This window comes from Streptococcus oralis SK304 (assembly GCF_000287715.1).
In the GTDB taxonomy this organism is placed as follows: domain Bacteria; phylum Bacillota; class Bacilli; order Lactobacillales; family Streptococcaceae; genus Streptococcus; species Streptococcus oralis_Y.
Genome location: NZ_ALJN01000013.1, coordinates 1 through 19767, shown reverse-complemented (window position 1 = coordinate 19767; position 19767 = coordinate 1). Strand labels below are relative to the sequence as shown.

At 42.1% G+C, this 19767-nt stretch carries 19 protein-coding genes; 8 read left to right on the top strand and 11 right to left on the bottom strand.

Features of this window, described 5'->3' with window-relative positions; translation table 11 throughout:
- Nucleotides 1-873 carry an L-serine ammonia-lyase, iron-sulfur-dependent, subunit alpha gene (gene sdaAA, locus HMPREF1125_RS06585; protein ID WP_000500032.1) on the top strand — a complete coding sequence of 291 codons (873 nt, stop codon included), beginning with the start codon at nt 1-3 and terminating at the stop codon, nt 871-873.
- Between the two features lie 21 nt (nt 874-894).
- Nucleotides 895-1524, top strand: coding sequence for an HAD hydrolase-like protein (locus HMPREF1125_RS06580; RefSeq protein ID WP_001139316.1), 630 nt, complete (start codon nt 895-897; stop codon nt 1522-1524).
- A gap of 95 nt (nt 1525-1619) precedes the next feature.
- On the opposite strand, the gene HMPREF1125_RS06575 is transcribed toward HMPREF1125_RS06580, so the two are convergent.
- Nucleotides 1620-3470 carry a polysaccharide biosynthesis protein gene (locus HMPREF1125_RS06575; RefSeq protein ID WP_001035719.1) on the bottom strand — a complete coding sequence of 617 codons (1851 nt, stop codon included), beginning with the start codon at nt 3468-3470 and terminating at the stop codon, nt 1620-1622.
- A 75-nt stretch (nt 3471-3545) separates the two neighbouring features.
- A complete protein-coding gene (locus tag HMPREF1125_RS06570) occupies nt 3546-4376 on the bottom strand; it encodes a glycosyltransferase (protein ID WP_001114307.1) in 831 nt (276 codons plus the stop codon).
- Nucleotides 4377-4597: 221 nt separating this feature from the next.
- On the opposite strand from HMPREF1125_RS06570, the gene HMPREF1125_RS06565 reads away from it, so the two are divergent.
- From HMPREF1125_RS06565 to HMPREF1125_RS06545, 5 genes are all read left to right on the top strand, one after another.
- A complete protein-coding gene (locus HMPREF1125_RS06565) occupies nt 4598-5764 on the top strand; it encodes a CynX/NimT family MFS transporter (protein ID WP_000744857.1) in 1167 nt (388 codons plus the stop codon).
- Between the two features lie 136 nt (nt 5765-5900).
- Nucleotides 5901-6227, top strand: coding sequence for a PadR family transcriptional regulator (locus HMPREF1125_RS06560; RefSeq protein WP_000273860.1), 327 nt, complete (start codon nt 5901-5903; stop codon nt 6225-6227).
- Nucleotides 6214-6807, top strand: coding sequence for a DUF1700 domain-containing protein (locus HMPREF1125_RS06555; protein WP_000198655.1), 594 nt, complete (start codon nt 6214-6216; stop codon nt 6805-6807). Before HMPREF1125_RS06560 ends, HMPREF1125_RS06555 begins: the two co-directional genes overlap by 14 nt.
- The gene (locus HMPREF1125_RS06550; RefSeq protein WP_001229032.1) at nt 6800-7729 is read left to right on the top strand and encodes a DUF4097 family beta strand repeat-containing protein; all 930 of its coding nucleotides are present in this window, start codon (nt 6800-6802) and stop codon (nt 7727-7729) included. Before HMPREF1125_RS06555 ends, HMPREF1125_RS06550 begins: the two co-directional genes overlap by 8 nt.
- Nucleotides 7730-7791: 62 nt before the next feature.
- Entirely contained in the window at nt 7792-8754 is a 963-nt protein-coding gene (locus HMPREF1125_RS06545) for a DUF6574 domain-containing protein (protein ID WP_000191322.1), read from the top strand.
- Nucleotides 8755-8816: 62 nt separating this feature from the next.
- Here HMPREF1125_RS06545 and HMPREF1125_RS06540 read toward each other — a convergent pair whose 3' ends face one another.
- The 8 genes from HMPREF1125_RS06540 to HMPREF1125_RS06505 all read right to left on the bottom strand — a co-directional run bounded on the left by HMPREF1125_RS06540 (nt 8817) and on the right by HMPREF1125_RS06505 (nt 16902).
- Complete coding sequence (locus HMPREF1125_RS06540) at nt 8817-9677, bottom strand: DUF4299 family protein (protein ID WP_001140330.1); 861 nt, start codon at nt 9675-9677, stop codon at nt 8817-8819.
- Nucleotides 9678-9797: 120 nt separating this feature from the next.
- Complete coding sequence (locus HMPREF1125_RS06535; RefSeq protein WP_001030012.1) at nt 9798-10784, bottom strand: rhodanese-related sulfurtransferase; 987 nt, start codon at nt 10782-10784, stop codon at nt 9798-9800.
- 131 nt (nt 10785-10915) lie between these two features.
- Nucleotides 10916-11212: a bacteriocin immunity protein gene (locus tag HMPREF1125_RS06530; RefSeq protein WP_000188112.1), complete on the bottom strand. Its 297-nt coding sequence runs from the start codon at nt 11210-11212 to the stop codon at nt 10916-10918.
- A 56-nt stretch (nt 11213-11268) separates the two neighbouring features.
- On the bottom strand, nt 11269-11958 hold the full coding sequence (locus HMPREF1125_RS06525) for a CPBP family intramembrane glutamic endopeptidase (protein ID WP_000760774.1): 690 nt from the start codon (nt 11956-11958) through the stop codon (nt 11269-11271).
- 160 nt (nt 11959-12118) lie between these two features.
- Nucleotides 12119-13603 (bottom strand): ABC transporter substrate-binding protein, encoded by a 1485-nt coding sequence (locus HMPREF1125_RS06520; protein WP_000800394.1) that lies wholly within the window; start codon nt 13601-13603, stop codon nt 12119-12121.
- A gap of 107 nt (nt 13604-13710) precedes the next feature.
- Nucleotides 13711-14634 carry a carbohydrate ABC transporter permease gene (locus tag HMPREF1125_RS06515; protein ID WP_000818344.1) on the bottom strand — a complete coding sequence of 308 codons (924 nt, stop codon included), beginning with the start codon at nt 14632-14634 and terminating at the stop codon, nt 13711-13713.
- Between the two features lie 13 nt (nt 14635-14647).
- Nucleotides 14648-15577, bottom strand: a complete 930-nt coding sequence (locus HMPREF1125_RS06510; RefSeq protein ID WP_000714584.1) for an ABC transporter permease — start codon at nt 15575-15577, stop codon at nt 14648-14650.
- 209 nt (nt 15578-15786) lie between these two features.
- The gene (locus tag HMPREF1125_RS06505; protein WP_025172338.1) at nt 15787-16902 is read right to left on the bottom strand and encodes a DUF4767 domain-containing protein; all 1116 of its coding nucleotides are present in this window, start codon (nt 16900-16902) and stop codon (nt 15787-15789) included.
- 773 nt (nt 16903-17675) lie between these two features.
- Here HMPREF1125_RS06505 and HMPREF1125_RS06500 point away from each other — a divergent pair.
- Nucleotides 17676-17924 (top strand): hypothetical protein, encoded by a 249-nt coding sequence (locus HMPREF1125_RS06500; RefSeq protein ID WP_002883061.1) that lies wholly within the window; start codon nt 17676-17678, stop codon nt 17922-17924.
- 254 nt (nt 17925-18178) lie between these two features.
- Here the strand turns inward: HMPREF1125_RS06500 and HMPREF1125_RS12815 are convergent.
- A partial coding sequence (locus HMPREF1125_RS12815) for a mucin-binding protein (protein WP_000585688.1) occupies nt 18179-19767 on the bottom strand: 1589 nt, incomplete at its 5' end.

Sequence of the window (19767 nt, the reverse complement as noted above, 5' to 3'; positions counted from 1 at the left end):
ATGTTTTATTCTATCAAAGAATTGGTCGAGCAGGCAGATCTAGACTTCCAAGGAAATGTCGCAGAACTCATGATTGCGACAGAATATCAATTAACCGGTCGAGAACGGCCAGAAGTTCTCCTCCTCATGGAACGCAATCTAGAAGTCATGAAAGCCTCTGTTGAGCTCGGTCTCAGTGAAAATAAATCCCGTAGTGGCTTAACGGGTGGCGATGCTGCCAAACTAGACCGCCATCTCAAAAGTGGCAAGGCCTTGTCTGACTTTACCATCCTATCAGCAGCCCGTAATGCCATCGCGGTCAACGAACACAACGCTAAAATGGGTTTGGTCTGTGCCACCCCAACCGCAGGAAGTGCTGGTTGTTTGCCAGCCGTTCTCACTGCCGCTATCCAAAAATTAGACCTTAGCCACGAAGAACAGCTGGATTTCCTCTTTGCTGCTGGTGCCTTTGGATTGGTTATCGCAAACAACGCCTCTATCTCAGGTGCTGAAGGTGGCTGCCAGGCCGAAGTCGGCTCTGCCTCTGCCATGAGTGCCGCAGCCTTGACCTTGGCTACAGGTGGAACCCCCTATCAGGCTAGCCAAGCCATCGCCTTTGTCATTAAAAATATGCTGGGTCTCATCTGTGACCCTGTCGCTGGTCTGGTTGAGGTTCCCTGTGTCAAACGAAATGCCATGGGAGCCAGCTTTGCCTTTATAGCGGCAGATATGGCCTTAGCAGGTATCGAATCTAAGATCCCTGTTGACGAAGTCATCGATGCCATGTACCAGGTCGGATCCAGCCTTCCAACTGCCTTTCGTGAAACGGCTGAGGGTGGACTCGCTGCCACTCCTACTGGTCGCCGCCTACAAAAAGAAATCTTCGGAGAATAAGCTTATCTATTAGGAGAAACTATGCCCTCTATCTCAGCAATCTTTTTTGATCTAGACGGAACTCTGGTTGACAGTTCCATCGGGATCCACAATTCCTTTACCCATACCTTTGAACAACTGGGAGTTCCGACTCCTGATGCTAAAACCATTCGTGGTTTCATGGGACCGCCACTTGAAAGTAGTTTTGCAATGTGTCTTCCCAAGGAGCAAATCTCGGAGGCTGTTCAAATCTACCGCTCTTACTACAAGAAAAAAGGCATCCACGAAGCCCAACTCTTTCCCCGAATAACGGAATTGCTCCAAGAGCTTTCGCAAAACTACCCTCTCTATATTACCACAACAAAGAATACTCCTACTGCTCATGATATGACTAAAAATCTAGGAATCCATCATTTCTTTGATGGCATTTACGGCTCTAGTCCTGAAACGCCACACAAGGCGGATGTCATCCGTTTTGCCTTGCAAACGCATCGACTCCCTGCAGACCAAGTCCTCATCATCGGGGACACCAAGTTTGATATGATTGGAGCCCAAGAAACTAGCATTAAAAAGTTCGCTGTTACTTGGGGATTTGGAGAAGAGGCTGATTTACTCAGCTATCAACCTGACTGGATTGCCCATACCATTGACGACATCATTAAGCAACTATAAATAATACAACGATTTGAAATTACAGAGTAAAAAGGCCAAGGTTCTGTACAAACAGAACCTTGGCTTTCTATTTATAATTAATTGGTTGGACACTCTTACTCAACGTGGGTTGTCTCATTTGCAAAGGAAATAATCGCTTCTTTGAGCTCATCTCCGCTGAGTGAACGGAACTCTTCAATCTTTTGATCAATGGCTTCTAGAGGCATGACGTTAACCTTACCAACGAAAATCTTATCCATGACTTGGTTATCAACCAATTCGGTCGAAACCAAGAGTTCTTCGTAAAGTTTTTCACCTGGGCGAATACCGACTTCAACGATTGGAATTTCACTTTCTGTGTGCCCGCTTAGAAGGACCATTTTCTTAGCCAAGTCGTAGATCTTGACCGGTTTGCCCATATCAAGGATAAAGACTTCTCCGTCCTTAGCATAAGCACCAGCATGGATGACCAGACGGCTAGCCTCTGGAATGGTCATGAAGTAACGTGTCATACGGAAGTCTGTCACCGTTACGGGACCGCCTTCAGCAATCTGACGTTCAAAGACAGGAATCACGCTACCACGGCTACCGAGAACATTCCCAAAACGAACTGCACAGTAGGTTGATTTGCTACGTTGGTTAAAGCCAGTGACAATCAATTCTGCCACGCGCTTAGTCGCACCCATAACATTCGGTGGATTGACCGCTTTGTCAGTCGAAATCATGACCATCTTAGGCACTTTGGCCTCATCCACAGCCTTGGCAACATTGTAAGTTCCGAGGATATTGTTCTTGAAGGCTTCTTTTGGATTGCGTTCCATCATCGGAACGTGTTTGTGGGCTGCAGCATGGTAGATGATAGCTGGTTTGTACTGTTCAAACACTTGTAAAAGACGATCATAATCCTGAATATCTGCAATGACAGGAACATAATCAATCCCTTGGAATTTACGAATCAACTCATGATAAATAAGGTAGATTGAATTTTCACCATGTCCAAGCAAGACGATACGCTCTGGGTTGAAGCGGCTAATCTGGCGACAAATCTCCGAACCAATCGAACCACCAGCTCCTGTCACCAAGATGGTCTTACCTGTAATTTCTGCACCCAGACGTGATTCGTCAAGGCGAATTTCCTGACGGCCCAAAAGGTCTGTGATATCAATTTTTTGGAAACCACTACCTGATTGATGTAAACCTTGAACAACTGTCTCAACTTTAGGCATCTTGTAACATTTGACACCTAGTTTATTACACATCTGCAAGATACGTTCATACTCTGATGGATCAAGCGAAGGGATTGCTACGATAACACGCTCGATTTGGTGACGTTTGGCCAATTCAGGTAGATTGTCATAAGAGCCTAGGACTGGGATTCCACCTAGTTTTTGCCCTTTTTTCTTTTCATCGTTGTCCAAAATCCCCACTATCTCAAGCTCACTGGTTGGATGTTGGTAGCTATTCATAAAGAGGGCACCACCATCTCCCGCACCAATCAAGAAGGTACGACGATGCTCCCCATCTCCACTACCCTTTTTACGTTTGGAATAAATCAACTGCCAAGTGATGCGAGGAAGCAAGATGAGGAAGGTACTCAACAAAATGAAGAGCACGATGAAACGGATTGAAAATAATGGAAGAAAGGCATAGCAGATTCCATAAGAAAGAACACTACTGAGTGTCACTCCAAAAAAGATTTTCATAAAATCCGTAATCTTACTGTAGCGACTAATACTAGCATTCAGCCCCCAAAATGCAATTATGATTTGATAGAGAAGGAAGGCTAAAAGAGTGTAGATCACATAGTCCACAGGCGCAGGATTTATTAGGCCGTAAAACAAGATATAAGACACGATGATGGAAACCACCATACTCAGAATATCGAATATCCCCCAAAACACTTGTTTTTGCTGTTTATTTAAAATTTCAACCAGATCAATCACGTAATCTGTTAGTTTTTTATTCATAGGAATTTACTCCCCCTTAAAAGAGTCAGATGATACTATTGTTATGATAACCCGAATCGTTCAATCTATCAGGTCTTACTTGCTCTTTCTTAAAAGTTTGACAAAGATAAACTGACGTACAAAGCCTGGACAAAGTGCAACAATTGCCTGAATGAACATACTTTTAGCATATTCCATGTAAGAAATTTGCCCTCGCTCAAGCATGCGTTGGCGAGCTTGACGGTAGAATTTAAGGTAACGCAAGCCACCTCGACGCTCAAACATTCCTGCACCTACACGAACCTTACACAAGATTTGATCTAGGTTGCCAGTCTTGGCACCTGCCGTAATCATATTGAGCCAAAGGAGATCATCCTCCATGTAAAGGCCATCTTCGTAGTTGCCCGCTTTGAGGACCATATCCTTTTTGAACATGACTGTCATATGGTTAAAAGCACTTCTCATTCTCTGATAAGCCACAATGTCTGCGTGCTGAGTTGGAACACGACGATAAGACACAATCTCATCTGGATTGTCAATAAACTCTGCAATCTGCCCACCTAAGAGATCAAGATTTTCTTTCTCCATTAGTTGAAGCTGTTTCTCAAAACGATCCGGAACGGCTAAATCATCCGTATCCATACGTGCAATAATGTCATACTGACACTGCAAAACACCGTAACGAAGAGCCAAGCCTAAACCTTGATTTTGCTCTAAGGGGCACCGTTTCACTGGAATGTCTGACTGAGCTTCCACTTCATCTAGCACCTGATAGAGCTCTGGCGTGAGGGGCCCATCCTCAACAAGAACAAGTTCACTCGGTTTCAAGGTTTGATTTTGAACACTTTTGATAGCATCTCTCAAAAACGTCGGGTTTTCCTTTACATAGACCGACATCAAGACGCTGATTTTTTGCTTTTCAGGCACCGTTTTTCTCCAATATATAGATTTCCTTCCACTATTTTATCACAAATTCTCCTAGTTTCCTATTTTTATATCAAATCAAGGAAAATTCTAGTAAAGAAATCTGTCACTTTTCACTATATTTTCACTTCCATTGATTGATCTGTCTTGGCTGCCATTACTTGACATTATAAGGAAAAAACCTTAAAATAAGCTGTTATTAAAATCATCCTATCGAGGTTTTTATGAAAAAACAATCACTCTTTTTTGCTCTAGGAATTGTCTTAATCGGGACCGTTTTACGCTCTCCCTTTACTGCTCTTCCAACTATTTTAGGAGATATCGCTCAGGGACTAGGAGTGGAGGTTAGCTCTCTTGGGATTTTAACCAGTCTCCCTCTCTTGATGTTCGCCCTTCTCTCTGCTTTTGCAAGCCGCTTGGCACAAAAAATCGGACTAGAACATCTCTTTACTTACTGTCTCCTCCTCTTAACTGTTGGCTCTGTCATTCGGATTTTCAATCTTCCCCTTCTCTATCTAGGGACTCTGATCATCGGAGCAAGCATTGCGATCTTCAATGTACTCCTCCCAAGTATGATCCAGGCAAATCAGCCTCAAAAGATTAGTTTCCTAACAACTCTCTATGTCACTGCTATGGGAATTTCGACAGCCATCGCTTCTTATCTTTCGGTCCCTATCACCCAAGCTAGTTCTTGGAAGGGCCTCATCCTCGTTCTCAGCTTTCTCTGTCTGGTCACTCTGCTAGTCTGGTTGCCAAATCATCGCCACAACCACCACCTAGAAAGCAAAAAAGAAAAGCAAGTCAAAGAGAATATTCTAAAAAGTAAAGATGTCTGGGCTATCATTATCTTTGGCGGGCTTCAGTCCTTGCTCTTTTATACAAGTATGACCTGGTTGCCAACTATGGCTGTTAGTGCTGGCCTTTCTAATAGTGATGCGGCTCTTCTCGCTTCTATTTTCTCACTGATCAGCATTCCTTTTTCAATGACTGTCCCAAGTCTGACAACTCGTCTGTCAGATGGTCATCGTCGAATCATGCTGGCAATTATCTCTATCGCTGGGATGATAGGAATTGCCATGCTCTTGTATCCAGCCAATAATTTCCTCTACTGGTTAGTCGTCCATCTCTTGATTGGAACGGCCTGCAGTGCCCTCTTCCCCTACCTCATGGTTTGTTTTTCTCTTAAAACCAGTTCTCCTGAAAAGACCGCTCAGCTATCAGGACTAGCGCAAACAGGAGGCTACATCTTAGCTGCTTTTGGACCCGCCTTGTTTGGTTACAGTTTTGAACTTTTCCAATCTTGGATCCCAGCTGTCCTTGCCCTTCTAGCCATCGATATCATCATGACCATCTCACTCTTTATGGTGGATCGGGCGGATAAGATCCTCTAAACTTCTAGTTTATACTAGGAGTTTTTTTATATATAAAATTTTTACACATATTTCTTGACAGGGCTTTCAACTTGAGATACAATATATTTGAAAAGAGTATATATAAAATTTTTATATAATATAAAGGAGGTTTCCCATGTACTTCCCAACATCCTCTGCCTTGATTGAGTTTCTCATCTTGGCTGTACTGGAGCAGGGAGATTCTTATGGTTATGAGATTAGTCAAACCATTAAGCTCATCGCCAATATCAAAGAATCTACGCTCTATCCCATTCTCAAAAAATTGGAAGCCAGTGGCTTTCTGACCACCTACTCTAGAGAGTTTCAGGGGCGTATGCGCAAATACTACTCCTTGACCAATCGGGGCGTAGAGCAGCTCGTTACTCTAAAGGAAGAGTGGACGCTCTATACCGACACCGTCAACGGCATCATAGAAGGGAGTATCCGCCATGACAAGAACTGACTATCTGACTCAGTTAGAAACCTATCTCCATAAACTGCCTGAAGCTGACCGCATCGAAGCCATGGACTACTTTAAGGAACTATTTGACGATGCAGGTTCAGAGGGCGAAGAGGAACTCATTGCTAGTCTGGGAACACCAAAAGAAGCAGCTCATGATGTCCTCTCTAACCTCCTCGACAAAAAAGTTAATGAAGCACCTGCTCAAAAGAATGACCGTCAACTGCTACACATTGCCCTACTTGCCTTACTAGCAGCCCCTATCGGAATTCCTGTTGGAATCGCAATTATCTTAACCATTATCGGGCTTTTTATCGCAGCTGCCTCCGTCATTCTGGCCTTCTTTACTGTCTCTGTGACGGGTATCCTGCTGGGCGGACTCTTTATCGTAGAGAGCTTTAGTGTCCTAGTCGAAGCCAAATCCGCCTTTATCTTGATTTTCGGGGCTGGTTTGCTTGCTATCGGTGCTTCTTCTCTTGTTCTACTGGGCATCTCCTATGTAGCTCGTTTCTTTGGCCTCCTGATCGTCCGCTTAGTGCAATGGATTCTTAAAAAAGGAAAGAGAGGTGACAGACATGCGTAAATTGACGAAAGGATTTCTCATTTTTGGTGTGGTTTCCACGATCCTTGGTTTTATCATGATCATTGTAGGCGCCCAGTCCAATGGTATTCAAAGTTTTCTTGCCATGTCAAAAGACCCCGTCTATGACAATCGTATCGAAGAAGTGACCTTTGGAAATGAAGTGGAAAAACTTGATTTGACCCTTGAAGAACACAGCCTAACCATCACAGAGTCTATAGATGACAAGATCCACATCACCTATCATCCGTCCGTGTCTGGCCGTCACGATCTGACTACTGGCATGAGTGACAAAACGCTGAGCGTCACTGACAAACAAGCCTCCCAACATCGTTTTCTAGGTTCAGGAATCGAAGGCCTACTTCGTATTGCTAGCAGTTATTCTAGTCGTTTTGACGAAGTCATACTCTCCCTCCCTAAAGGAAGAAGACTACAAGCTATCACCGTCTCAGCCAATCGTGGACAAACTAATATTCGCCAAGCCAATCTTGAAAATGCGACAATCAAAACAAAAGGCTACCTCTTAAGACTAACAGAAAGTTCTATCAAGAACAGCACACTAACGACACCTCATATCATCAATATCTTTGATACCGAATTGACAGATAGTCAGGTCAAGACCGAAGAGGGGCACATCTATGCTGAAAATATCAAGATCCGCGGTAAGGTAGAGCTAGACTCCCATCACGACTTAAGACTCTTTCTTTCTAAGACAGAATTCGATCGTATCAATCTAGATATGTCTTCTAAGCATGGCGGTATCTATCGTCAACCCAAAGAAGAACATCGTGGACAAAAAGAGAATGAACTTGCCAACCCTTATAAAACGGAAAAAGCAGATATCAAGGACCTGCTCATTGCAAAAGCCAACCAGGATATCTACCTACCTAAAGAAGAGTACTCTTCTCCATCTAGAAACCATTGACAAAAACGCTTTCATCTGCTAGTCTAAAGATAGAAAACGACCATAAAAAAGGAGGTTCCACCATGACACAAGAATGGTTTGAAAGCGCCGATCTTGAGAAGAAATCAGCTCAGACGAAATCAGAAATCCAGTCCGACCAACCAGAGACTTCGGAAACTGTGGAAACCGAACAACAAGCAAGCCAAGAAACTCCTGTCTTACCTAAAGAGTCGGAAAGGCATGAGGAGGAAGCTCCCGAAACGATAGAAGAAGCCCAAACCGAGGAAGAGGGAGAAGGGAAAGCTGAAGAGAAAGGCAACCAAGAGAACCCTACAAAAGAAAAAAGCATCCTCAGCAAAGCTTTAGAAAGCCCCTATATCCCAGACATTGACCCTCGTAAAACTGCTCGATTCAAAGAAGAAATCGCACTATTTTGGACTTGGCTGCTGGATGCTATCCAAGAACCAACTGCCAGCAAGACTACGGACCAAAAGCATCGTTATAGTGTCTTTGCCCTACTCACCTTGCTGTCGTCAATCAACCTTTTCTTTAGTATCTATCATATCAAGCACCTCTACTATGGCTATATGATTTCTATTGCTAATGGTTCTCCTAACCAGCTCCCTCCTTTAGATCTCTTTGCCGGGCTTTCGATTCTGGTCGCTAGCGCTCTATTTTACTTTTCCATCATTTTGGGAGGCTTTACTGTCCGACGTGTGTTGGACCAGGAGAGCGACTTCACATTCCAAGAAGCTTTTGATCGGTATAGCAGACTCTTTACTATCCCACTTGTCCTAACGGCTCTAGCAAGTTTCTTTGCACTCTTTGGTGGCTTGCGATTTGCTGGTATCCTCACTCTTCTAAGCATGGCCATCTTTGCCCTTGGAAATCTCTTTGTGATTAGCAAGCCAAGTAAGAGCAGTAGCCTCGACCCATTTTATCGTTTCTTGTTAGCTGTCTTACTTGATGGTGCTATTCTCTTACCCTTCTTCATTGCAGAGCTCGCGCTGACAGTTGACTACCTTCGCATCCTGACCTTCTTTTAACTAAAATCCCTGCCATTTGTTAATGACAGGGATTTTTATGCTTACTCTTTTTTGAACAAGGCCTACTCGGTGCTTACCAATTCCTCAAAATCTTTTCCCAAAATGGCTTGTACTTCTAGTTGATTGGCATCTAGTTGATGGTAAAATGCTGTTGGTAGTGACTCTAGGAATCTTGCATAGTCCAATCTTGCAACGGCTTCATAGTCTTCGGCTTTGGACCCATCACCAGAAATCGTCACTAGGTCAATCTCCCAAACAAGTTCCTTGCCTGCTAGCTGCTCGGTATAAGGCACTGGTACAACGGGTTCCTTTGGTAAAATCGTTTTGACTCCCTGAGCTAAGTGATAGATACCGTGCACCTTGCCTTGAGCATCTGGGTAAAATTTCACACTGGCAAGGTAGGAATCAGAACCTTGAACCTTCTTGACCAGCTCTTCAAAACGTGCCAATCCATCCTCAGCCAAAAAGCTCTCGAGGTATTCCTTGTTGAAATAGATAGGAGCCAAGAGCCCTTGGCAGTATACTAGACGAGCTGCTTTGTCAGCTAGATAATTCTGGAGCGTTTGTCGGAAATAAGCTTCAAACTCAAACCCTTCTAACCCTTCTACCACTTGCCCCAACTTGCCAGATAGGGCCTGGAGGAGAGTCTCCACAATCTCCCAGTCCGCTCTAGTAAGGAAATCTGGAATCACCACTTGATAACCTTTTCGACTATCCGCATAGTTCACTTTGAAAAGAAATTGCGACTGACCTACAATCCCACACTCGATATACTCGAGACGATTGAGAGGCTGACGGAGATAGACCGCATCATAACTGTGTGACTCCAAGCCCTCTACCAAGGCCAAGATAGACTTGGCAGTCAAGACCTCCTGTTGTCCTAGAATGCTTTCTTTATTTGGGATAAAAAATGTTTTCGCCATAACTGGCCTCCTTTGAAATCGTTTACACATAGTATACCCTATTTTCCTGAAAGATACAGAAACAAACTTTAGATTTTTAGATAAAAAGCATAGAAAAACAGCCCCTGAAGGCTGTTTGCTTTATACTGTAGCGACTTGATCCAAGCTTTCACCGATAGCTGCTAGGCGCTCGATTACTTCTGCTTGTGTCAATTCATTTTCTGAGACGTAGCGGTTGCGTGGGTGAACACGACACTCGTGTGAGCATCCACGAAGGTACTTGTCTTCATTTTCTTCTGATGTTAGGATACGACGGTTACAGAAGGGATTTCCACAGTTGACATAACGTTCACATGGTGTTCCATCAAACCAGTCTTTCCCTACGATGGTTGGGTTGACATGGTTAACATCAACTGCGATACGCTCGTCAAAGACGTACATTTTTCCATCCCAAAGCTCACCTTGAACTTCTGGGTCTTTACCGTAAGTTGCGATTCCTCCGTGCAATTGGCCGACATCTTTGTAGCCTTCACGGACCATCCAGCCTGAGAATTTCTCACAGCGAACGCCACCTGTACAGTAAACCACAACACGCTTGTCCATGAATTTTTCCTTGTTGTCACGGACCCATTGTGGCAACTCACGGAAGTTGCGGATGTCTGGGCGAATAGCTCCACGGAAGTGTCCTAGGTCGTACTCATAGTCGTTACGTGTGTCAAGGACAACTGTATCTTCGTCAAGAAGGGCTTCTTTGAACTCTTTTGGAGACAAGTAAGCACCTGTTGTTTCAAGTGGGTTGATGTCGTTGTCAAAGTCGTTGTCTTCCAAACCAAGGTGGACAATTTCTTTCTTGTAGCGAACAAACATCTTCTTGAAGGCTTGTTCATTTTCTTCGTCAATCTTGAACCAGAGGTCTTCCATGCCTGGGAGGCTGTGAACGTAGTCCATGTATTTTTGAGTCGTTTCGTAATCACCTGAAACGGTTCCGTTGATTCCCTCGTCAGCGACTAGGATACGGCCTTTGAGGCCGATTGATTTACAGAAAGCCAAGTGGTCTGCAGCAAATTGCTCTGCGTTTTCAATTGGAGTATAGAGGTAGTAAAGTAAGACACGAATATCTTTTGCCATAAGATTTGTTCTCTTTTCTATTCTTAAATTTTCAGAATTTTTCATTCAACTATTCTAGTATACCCACTTGAGAAAACGAATGCAATTTATTTGACCGGAAATTATATAGAGAGACCTGCCACTGCACTTTATCAGTAACCATAGCGAATCGCAGATAATCCTCTCAATTTTTTGATCTGCTCGGCTTGACTTTCTGACAAACTTAGCTTGTTTTCAATCAATACACGTGAGATGTCAACATTCATTTGGCTCAATATAAATGGAACAGAGGTCCCGTCGTCCCTTAGTCGTCTTTTATAAATCACTAACTGATTTTTCAAAGGAGCAAGTTGAGGCGTATCCTTTATATCTTCCAATAGATGATTTATGATAGTCATGGCTTCACAACGTCTTTCGCTTCCTCCAGCAAACCATTTTAATGGTGTCATACTTATTTTCCTCCTTAAATTGAAAAGCTATCATTCCTAACTCTCGTACCAATATTTTACCCAAATACCCTATGTAAAAAAGTCAGCAAAAATGGTAAGGTCGCTACAATATTATTGATCACATGCACCGCATAGGAAGGATAAATGCTCTTGGTATAGCGGGTCAAACCAGCAAAGATGATTCCAAATGTTGCAAAGACAAAGATATCTAACAGACTAGGCAGGCTTGGAAAATGAGGGGGAGCAAATAAAATAGAAGGAAGGAGCAAATCAAGACCAAATCTCGAATGTTTAAAGAAGGCGTGTTGAAGTAATCCTCTATAGAGCAACTCTTCCATCAGCGGCACTAGAAAGAACAGGGATATGTAGATACCCAATTCGGCAAAATTAGTCTCACTAAAACCAATCAGTAGAGCCCAACCTTCAGCAGTTGACTGAACATATCTAGCTGTATGAATATTAAAAGATATATGAACTACCGCTACTAGGACTGTCAGTATTGAATACCAGAACCATTTTTTTCTCGGAATGCAAAAGAGATAACCATGGCCTGTCTTAAGCAGAATCCAAATCATGACTCCACTAAATAGCAGACTTAAGATATTTTGAATCCAGAAGATATTTCCTACCTGAGAAGAAAATTGCCAATAGTTTTGGATAATAAGTGTCAGCTGAGAAAGGCCAAATACGAAAAATAGGTAAGAGAAGACAGCACTCATTTTGAAAAGAAGACGATATTTTTTCATAACGGACCTCCTGTAGATACATGTATATCACATCTCCAAAACTCTTAGAACTACTCTTTTCATTTTTACATCCTAAAAATCACTACCTCCCCTAGAAAACTAAGGAAGGCAGTGATCACATTTTTAGGAATTAGGAATGAATACACGAAATCAATCGATCTTATGATTTTTTGTTTTTCAAGAATTCGTCGTATTGTTTTTGCATTTCGTTCAATACTTTTTCGTAAGCACCTTCAGATTTCAATTTTTCCATCAATTCTGGAATAGCTTTATCTGGGTCTACAGTACCAGTGTTGATAGCTGTATCGAATTGTTGCATTGTGTTAGAAATTGCTGAAATTTCAGATTTCACACTGTCAGTGTTAAAGATAAATCCAAGTGCTGGAGATTCTTTAGCTTCTGCCAATTGTTTCTTAGAATCTGCAATTTGTTGGTCTGTAACGTTTTCGTTGATGTAAAGGATCCAGTTGTTACCAGTGTTCCAACCTGACATGTGAGTGTTTCCTTTGTAGGCGTCAAGGACGCGGACACGGTTTTCTTTACCTTCAACTTTTTCCCAATTCTTGCCTTCTGGACCGTAAACAAGACCGTTCAAGAGTTCTGGGTTTGTGTTCAAGAGGTTCAACACTTCCATTGATTTTTCTTTGTTCTTAGAGTTGTTTGAGATAACAAAGTTGGCAACTTGTGTTGTTTGGTTTTTCTTGATAAAGTTAGTGATTGGTTTGATTTGGATGTCTTTGTTAGCAACACGTGAAAGCAAGCTGTTACCGTAGTCAGCTGGTCCTACTGTTTCTTCACGAACGAACCAAGTATCTTGTTGAAGGTCAAATGAAGTGTCGCTTGTTGCTACGTCTTTTGGAATGTATCCTTCTTCATAGAATTTGTGAAGAGTCTTCAAATGTTCTTTGAAACGAGGTACTTCGTAACGGTTTACGATCTTAGTAGTGTCTCCTTCAAGGTCGATAACGAATGGAAGGCCGTTTGGTACTGGGTAGTCAAAGTTATCAGATGGGATGAAGTTCTTCGTAACCGCAAATGGTACTACATCTGGAGCTTTTTCTTTGATTTGTTTCAAGACTGGTTCAAGTGTTTCGTATGAAGTGACACCTGAAATGTCGATACCGTATTTAGCAAGAAGAGCGCCATTGAAGGCAAAGTTTTGAGATGATGCAACGTTGGCTGCAACTGGAACAGCATAGATCTTACCGTTTACAGTGTTTCCTTTGATGTAAGCTGGGTCAAGTGCTTTGTAAAGCTCTGCTCCTTCTTTCTTGTACAAATCAGTCAAGTCAGCGTAAGCACCTTTTTGAGCATTTACAACATAGTTATCTGCAAAGGCGATATCATAGTTTTCACCAGATGATGTGATAACGGACATTTTCTTGCTGTAGTCACCCCATCCGAGGTATTGGATATCCAATTTAGCACCAACTTTTTCTTCGATGATTTTGTTTGCATTTTCTAGCAATTCATCCAAGTTGTCTGGTTTGTCACCGATTTGGTACATTTTAAGAACAGGTTTTTCACTTGAAGCAGTGTCAGCAGCTTTTTTGTTATTACCTGTAAGGTTTCCACAAGCAGCAAGACCAGCAGCCAAAGCGACTACGCTAGCAGATGCAAAAGCATATTTTTTCCAGTTTTTCATGATAAAAACTCCTTTTTTTGTTTTTAAACTTATAAACGATTTAATGATTTTTACTTCAACCACTAAGATGAAGTTGGGAAGAGAGAAACGGTGTTTCTCAGCAAGTGCTATTCTTTCACACCACCGATGGTCAAACCTTTTACAAAGTAGCGTTGGAAGAATGGATATAGAATCGCGATTGGAAGGGTTGCAACGACAACCATAGCCATACGACCTGTTTCTTTTGGAAGAGCAACTCCCAGTTGACCAGATAGACCGACTGCTTTTGCGATGTAGTCCATATTTTGTTGGATTTGCATAAGCAAATATTGCAATGGATACAAGTTGTCACTCTTGATGTAAAGAAGGGCGTTGAACCAGTCGTTCCAGAAACCAAGAGCTGTCAAAAGCGTAATGGTTGCGATACCTGGAAGTGACAATGGTAAACAGATCTGGAAGAAGATCCGAGCTTCGCTGGCACCATCGATACGAGCAGATTCGAGGATTGCTTCTGGGATGGTCTTCTTGAAGAAGGAACGCATCAAGATGATGTTGAATGGTGAGAGGAGCATTGGAACAATCAAGGCCCAAACGGTATCACCAAGTTGAAGCAGGCGAGTGACCACGATATAGCCTGGTACCAAACCAGCGTTGAACAACATACTAAGAAGAGCGAAGATCGTGAAGAATCTGCGGTACTTAAAGGTTGTCCGTGAGATGGCGTAGGCATAAGTTGTCGTGATGAAGACGTTGGTCACTGTTCCGACTACTGTTACAAAGACTGAGATAAAGAGCGCTTGGAGGATCTTATCTTTAAACTGAGCTAGGAACTGGAATCCATCTACACCAAACTTCGAAGGGAAAAAGCTATATCCATACTGGAGGATGCTCTTTTCGTCTGTCACCGAAATGATGATAACGAAGATAAAGGGCAAGATACAAGAAAGAGCGATCAAACCAGAGATGATACTAAAGAAGATATCTGCTTTCTTACTGAAGGAGTGAATGCCGACATTATCGATTTTTTCTTTTTTAATTTTCTTTTCTGCCATATTCTCCTCCTTTCTAGAACAAAGCTGAGTTTGGATCGACTCGTCTTGCAAGCAAGTTTGATAGGATAACCAGAATCAAACCGACAACGGATTGGTAAAGACCGGCTGCTGAAGCCATACCGATATCTGCTGTCTGAGTCAAACCATTAAAGACATATACGTCCAAAACGTTGGTTACATTGTAAAGCTGACCAGCATTGTGTGGGATTTGATAGAAGAGACCGAAGTCTGCGCGGAAGATATTTCCGACTGCAAGGATGGTCAAGACTGTTACAAGCGGAGTCAACTGAGGAATGGTTACGTTGCGAATGCGTTGCCACTTGCTAGCCCCGTCCACTGTTGCTGCTTCGTAGTAGGTTGGATCAATTCCCATGATCGTCGCATAGTACATGACACTGCTATATCCAAAGCCTTTCCAAATACCTAGGAAAAGGAGAAGGTATGGCCAAATGCCTAAGTCAGCGTAGAAGTTGACTTCCTTCATGCCAATGGATGTTAGGAAATGGTTGAAGACCCCTTTGTCAATGTTTAGGAAGGCATCTGTAAAGAAACTGATGATAACCCATGACAGGAAGTAAGGGAACAACATAGACGTTTGGAAAATCTTAACCATTCTCTTAGAGCGAAGCTCGCTGAGAATGATGGCAATCCCTACTGATACAATCAAACCGATAAAGATAAAGCCGAGATTGTAAAGAACGGTATTTCGAGTGATGATAAAGGCATCTTTTGAACTAAACAAGAATCTGAAATTATCTAACCCGACCCATTTACTATTCACAATACTATCTATGAAACCATTACTGGTCATATGGTAGTCTTTAAAGGCGACCACATTCCCAAATACTGGAATGTAAAAGAATAGAATCAACCAGAGTGCCCCTGGTAAAACCATCAAGAGAAAGATCCAGTTATCTCTCAAGGTCTTTGAAAACTTTTTCATAATTTCCTCCCTTTTTATTCCTAAAAACTGATTTCATCGAATTTTTAGGTTTGATAACGATTACATTATTAGTATACTCCTAATTGATGGCTAGGTTAAACTACTAATTATAGAAAAAACTCCACAAATTATTTTATGTGGAGAAGTTTTTTATAAGAAATAGGTTTCACGAGAAACACTCTGCATACGATAAATGTATTTCCTCTTTACTAATTGAAAACTTGTTCTAATATTGGGTGACGAAACTCGACAAAATGAACCTGGGCATTTATGATAGCCCCTGATTCATTTTTATCAATCTCTGGTCTTCCTTCGGTGTGTAAAAGAGCAGGGTTACCATCCTTGTAGCCAAAGAGAATCACCTCTGTCTCTGCTTCATTCACATAGCAAGCTAGGATTTCAAACCGCCCAGAACCTGAACCTGCACTATACCCATACCATTTAAAAGTATAATTCACCCCATCTACTTGTCCAAATTGCATTATCTGGTCTGGCACTGCTAGTCCATAGTAGTGACCACATGTTGCTAAGTTAGTTGACTTAAATCTTTCACCTTTACTATCCGAATAGGATCCCATGGCTGTTTTTATCTTGTCTATTAAAGAACTATTATCTGTATCTGGCTCGCTCTCTGTAGTTACACTTGTTTTTAATAGAAATTCCTTAAAACGTCGCGCTAAATCTGTATTCTCAGTCTCTTCAAAATTTGCAGTAGGGATAGTTTCCAGTGTCTTATCGGCATGCAAGACCTGTGCTTGCCCATCCTTCAGTGTAAATAGGTAGAAATGTTTGTCCTGATTGTCATAGTAGGCATCCAAAGACAAGTAGTCATAAGCATTGTCACTCGATACTCCAAAAACATTCCATTTGACACTTTTCTGAGAGACTGTTGTAGTTTCTAATTTTTTGATTAGTTCATTTTTTTCATCAAAGTTTGCATGCTCTAGTCTATGATAGGACTGCCCCATAGAAGAAGCCCAGCTTGCAAACTCTTCCTCCCACTTTTCAGTGTTGTATTGAATTAGCTTCTGAAAATCCGAATAGTTCTTGATAATCAAGGATTGATCAGTCGGATTAGATAACTGGAGTTCTTCCATGGCTGCAACTGTGGCAGCCATAGGTGACTGAACACTTGTATCCTTGGATTCTTTTTCGTGCGAAAGAGCCTTTTGATAGGAATCTGCTAAATAGTGAAAATAGTTGGTTGTTTCCTTGGTTTGTTGCTCCCTTGGTATTGACGGACTAGTTACGCCATCCTCTGTCGCTCTGTGGCAGGCAGATAAGACTAGCATACTAGCACCTAGGACCAGTAGTAACTTTTTCATGGTCATACCTCCAATCTGTCTCTGTAGCTTCATTATATCACTTCCAAGTCATTTTTTTCTATTGTACCCCCTGCTCTCAGAGATAACTCCGAAAAGAAAATGGGGGTAATAGTCAGTTCCAAATATCTTATATAGACGGTTTGGAGATCATTTCAAGAACAGCTACTCCAGCTCAGAAATATGAGGAAACCATCTTCCATCTCTCTTAAACCATAACCCATGGATTGACTTTTACTTCATTTAGTGTTATTTTCCAATATGAAATGGGTATTCTGGAGACTGTAGGTAAAGAAACTGTGCTTATAAGCTCCAATACATCTATTCCTTTGATTCGTCTGACATAGTAACGTCTGAATATCAAAATGATGGAGGGAGTTGAAACAAATGAGAACCGTAATTGTTTCATTTATCATATTGCCAATCCTGACTGGAGGAATCCTATTACAGATTTTTCTCTCCAAAAAAGAAAGTAAGTGGCTGGGTTTCATACTGCCAGGCATAACTTATTGCTTTTCTTTATTGACAATCTTCTCTCTGGCCTTGACTAACAACATAACCTGGTGGGAGATTTTCTGTCTGATTTCCTTAACTTTTTTGCTTGCAAATATCCCTACCTTTATTCTTTTGGTAATTTACTTCGCTTGTCGAAAACATTATTGAAACAATGATTATACCGGATTTGGGACAGGAGGTTGAACACGAAACAATTGATTAAGACGCCTTTTATGCCCTCGTGCTATTGTTGGGGATTAAGTAGGATTATAGGGGAAGAGATGGGCTACAGCCTGCTTTATTTTTACCTTTTGGCTCCTAGTGTCGAATTGTTATGTGGCTTTTCTGCTGGTAAAAGAAGGGTTTGTTATAAATGGTTCTTCCCATTTACAGGGATTTTTAACTGGCTCATTCCATTTGTCGTTTTTGGTGAACGGTTTATTACAGCAGAATGGGTTTCACTAACACTTATTGCGGTAGCACCAGCTATTCTCGGTCTTTTAGCAGGAACTTTTTACAGTAAGATATAAGCTCCGTGCAAGATTTAAAATAGAAACGAGGCGGAATCATTTAGTGATTTCGCCTCGCTTCTATTTCAGCGACCAAAAGTATCTATTTGCACTTGCTCCTTTCTGAGTCTCATTCCTCAAAACAAGGGAAAAGCCCCACAAGTCAACTAACTGAGGTTGCCTGCGGGGCTCATTTTTCCACTAAATCATTCATCTTTAAACTATTTCTAGTATTTCTTCAATGAAAGACCTGACTTTTTACAACTTATAAAAAGTTATTCGTCCTCTTTTTTCTGATGTCCTGCCAAACCAAGAACTGATAGAAGCAAGCCTAGACCTGTCAGCGTCACAAGGCTTGAACCAACCTGAGATTCACCTGTTCGTGGGAGAGTATGTGCTGGGTGTTCTGGTGTGAACGGTGTCGTTTGTGCCCCTGGTTTAACTGGAGTATCAGGAGTATTAGGGACTTCTGGTACTACTGGAACCGTAGTATAATGAACATCTTTAACAATGTTTTCTTGGGTAACAACTTCTGATGGAACAATCGCAACATCCACAGTGTAACCTGGAATCACTGGTGATGGAACTGCATCGTAGTTTGCCTTGTCGCTTCTCCAATCCGTCGTGCTCACAACAGAGCCAGTTACCTTGTCTGTCGTTACGGTACGTGTCCAAGTCGCTGTTTGTACCTTGTCTGCTGGGGTTTGACCACCTGCACCATGATAGCGAACAGTCATGCTTACTTGTTTGGTTTCCTCAACTGAAACAGTTTCGTGTTTCAAGCGAATTACCACGTTTTGGTCTACGCTACTGTCGGTATCAAACTGAGCTGGCAATTCATCCTTGGAAACCACTTCGTAACCCTGTGCCAAATAACTTGCAATCACAGTGTCGTATTTCGTTTTCGCAGCAGCTGGAAGAACCGTACCTGACTCACCTGTTGTCAATTCAACTTGCTTTTCCAGAGTCTGACCGGTTGTCTCATCTACAACTGTGTAAGTAACTTTTTGGGTTTGAGCTGTATTCTGAGCAGTATAATGCACATCCTTGACAATGTTTTCTTGGGTAACCACTTCTGATGGAACAGTCGCAATATCTACTGTGTAACCTGGAATCACTGGTGATGGGACTGCGTCATAGTTTGCCTTGTCGCTTGTCCAATCCGTAGTGCTCACAACAGAGCCTGTTACCTTGTCTGTCGTTACTGTACGTGTCCAAGTTGCTGTTTGCACCTTGTCTGCTGGGGTTTGATCACCGGCACCGTGGTAGCGAACTGTCATGCTTACTGCTTTATTTTCTTTGCTAGAACTTGTACCATGTTTCACATGAACTACTACATTTTGGTCATAACTACTATCAAGGTCAAACTTAGCTGGGAGCTGGTCTTTCGAAACCAATTCATAACCTTGAGCTAGGTAAGCATTCACGATTGAATCATACTTCGCTTCTGTACCATTTGGAAGAGGAGTGTCAGAGTTCCCACTTGTAAGCTCTTGCTTATCTTCCAAAGTGGTATTAGTTGTATCATCAATGATGGTATAGGTTACTTTTTGCTTGTCGGCCTTGTATTTTACCGTAACCTTGATGTCAGCCTGATCAGCAGTTACGTTTTCTGCGTCAACTTTAGCCTTATCTGGTGTGTAGCCATCAATAGTTGGAGAAACTACCTCTGGGAAGGTGCCAGTAGATGGTGCCCAAGCCCCCGGTGTAACATCCTTCGTCACTTCATCTGTTTTCACTTCTCTAGTGAAAGTCAAACTAGCTTTCTTCTCTGGAGCTGCAGGTGTATTATCATCCTCGTAGACGTAGTTAATCGTTTGCGTTACAGTCTTGGTTTCTGTAGAAGTTGACACTTTATGTTTCA

Bases quoted from the DNA above. Each gene is read 5' to 3' on its own strand.
- sdaAA (WP_000500032.1), top strand. From the start codon at position 1: ATGTTTTATTCTATCAAAGAATTGGTCGAGCAGGCAGATCTAGACTTC.
- HMPREF1125_RS06580 (WP_001139316.1), top strand. From the start codon at position 895: ATGCCCTCTATCTCAGCAATCTTTTTTGATCTAGACGGAACTCTGGTT.
- HMPREF1125_RS06575 (WP_001035719.1), bottom strand. From the start codon at position 3,470: ATGAATAAAAAACTAACAGATTACGTGATTGATCTGGTTGAAATTTTA.
- HMPREF1125_RS06565 (WP_000744857.1), top strand. From the start codon at position 4,598: ATGAAAAAACAATCACTCTTTTTTGCTCTAGGAATTGTCTTAATCGGG.
- HMPREF1125_RS06560 (WP_000273860.1), top strand. From the start codon at position 5,901: ATGTACTTCCCAACATCCTCTGCCTTGATTGAGTTTCTCATCTTGGCT.
- HMPREF1125_RS06555 (WP_000198655.1), top strand. From the start codon at position 6,214: ATGACAAGAACTGACTATCTGACTCAGTTAGAAACCTATCTCCATAAA.
- HMPREF1125_RS06550 (WP_001229032.1), top strand. From the start codon at position 6,800: ATGCGTAAATTGACGAAAGGATTTCTCATTTTTGGTGTGGTTTCCACG.
- HMPREF1125_RS06545 (WP_000191322.1), top strand. From the start codon at position 7,792: ATGACACAAGAATGGTTTGAAAGCGCCGATCTTGAGAAGAAATCAGCT.
- HMPREF1125_RS06540 (WP_001140330.1), bottom strand. From the start codon at position 9,677: ATGGCGAAAACATTTTTTATCCCAAATAAAGAAAGCATTCTAGGACAA.
- HMPREF1125_RS06535 (WP_001030012.1), bottom strand. From the start codon at position 10,784: ATGGCAAAAGATATTCGTGTCTTACTTTACTACCTCTATACTCCAATT.
- HMPREF1125_RS06530 (WP_000188112.1), bottom strand. From the start codon at position 11,212: ATGACACCATTAAAATGGTTTGCTGGAGGAAGCGAAAGACGTTGTGAA.
- HMPREF1125_RS06525 (WP_000760774.1), bottom strand. From the start codon at position 11,958: ATGAAAAAATATCGTCTTCTTTTCAAAATGAGTGCTGTCTTCTCTTAC.
- HMPREF1125_RS06520 (WP_000800394.1), bottom strand. From the start codon at position 13,603: ATGAAAAACTGGAAAAAATATGCTTTTGCATCTGCTAGCGTAGTCGCT.
- HMPREF1125_RS06515 (WP_000818344.1), bottom strand. From the start codon at position 14,634: ATGGCAGAAAAGAAAATTAAAAAAGAAAAAATCGATAATGTCGGCATT.
- HMPREF1125_RS06510 (WP_000714584.1), bottom strand. From the start codon at position 15,577: ATGAAAAAGTTTTCAAAGACCTTGAGAGATAACTGGATCTTTCTCTTG.
- HMPREF1125_RS06505 (WP_025172338.1), bottom strand. From the start codon at position 16,902: ATGAAAAAGTTACTACTGGTCCTAGGTGCTAGTATGCTAGTCTTATCT.
- HMPREF1125_RS06500 (WP_002883061.1), top strand. From the start codon at position 17,676: ATGGGCTACAGCCTGCTTTATTTTTACCTTTTGGCTCCTAGTGTCGAA.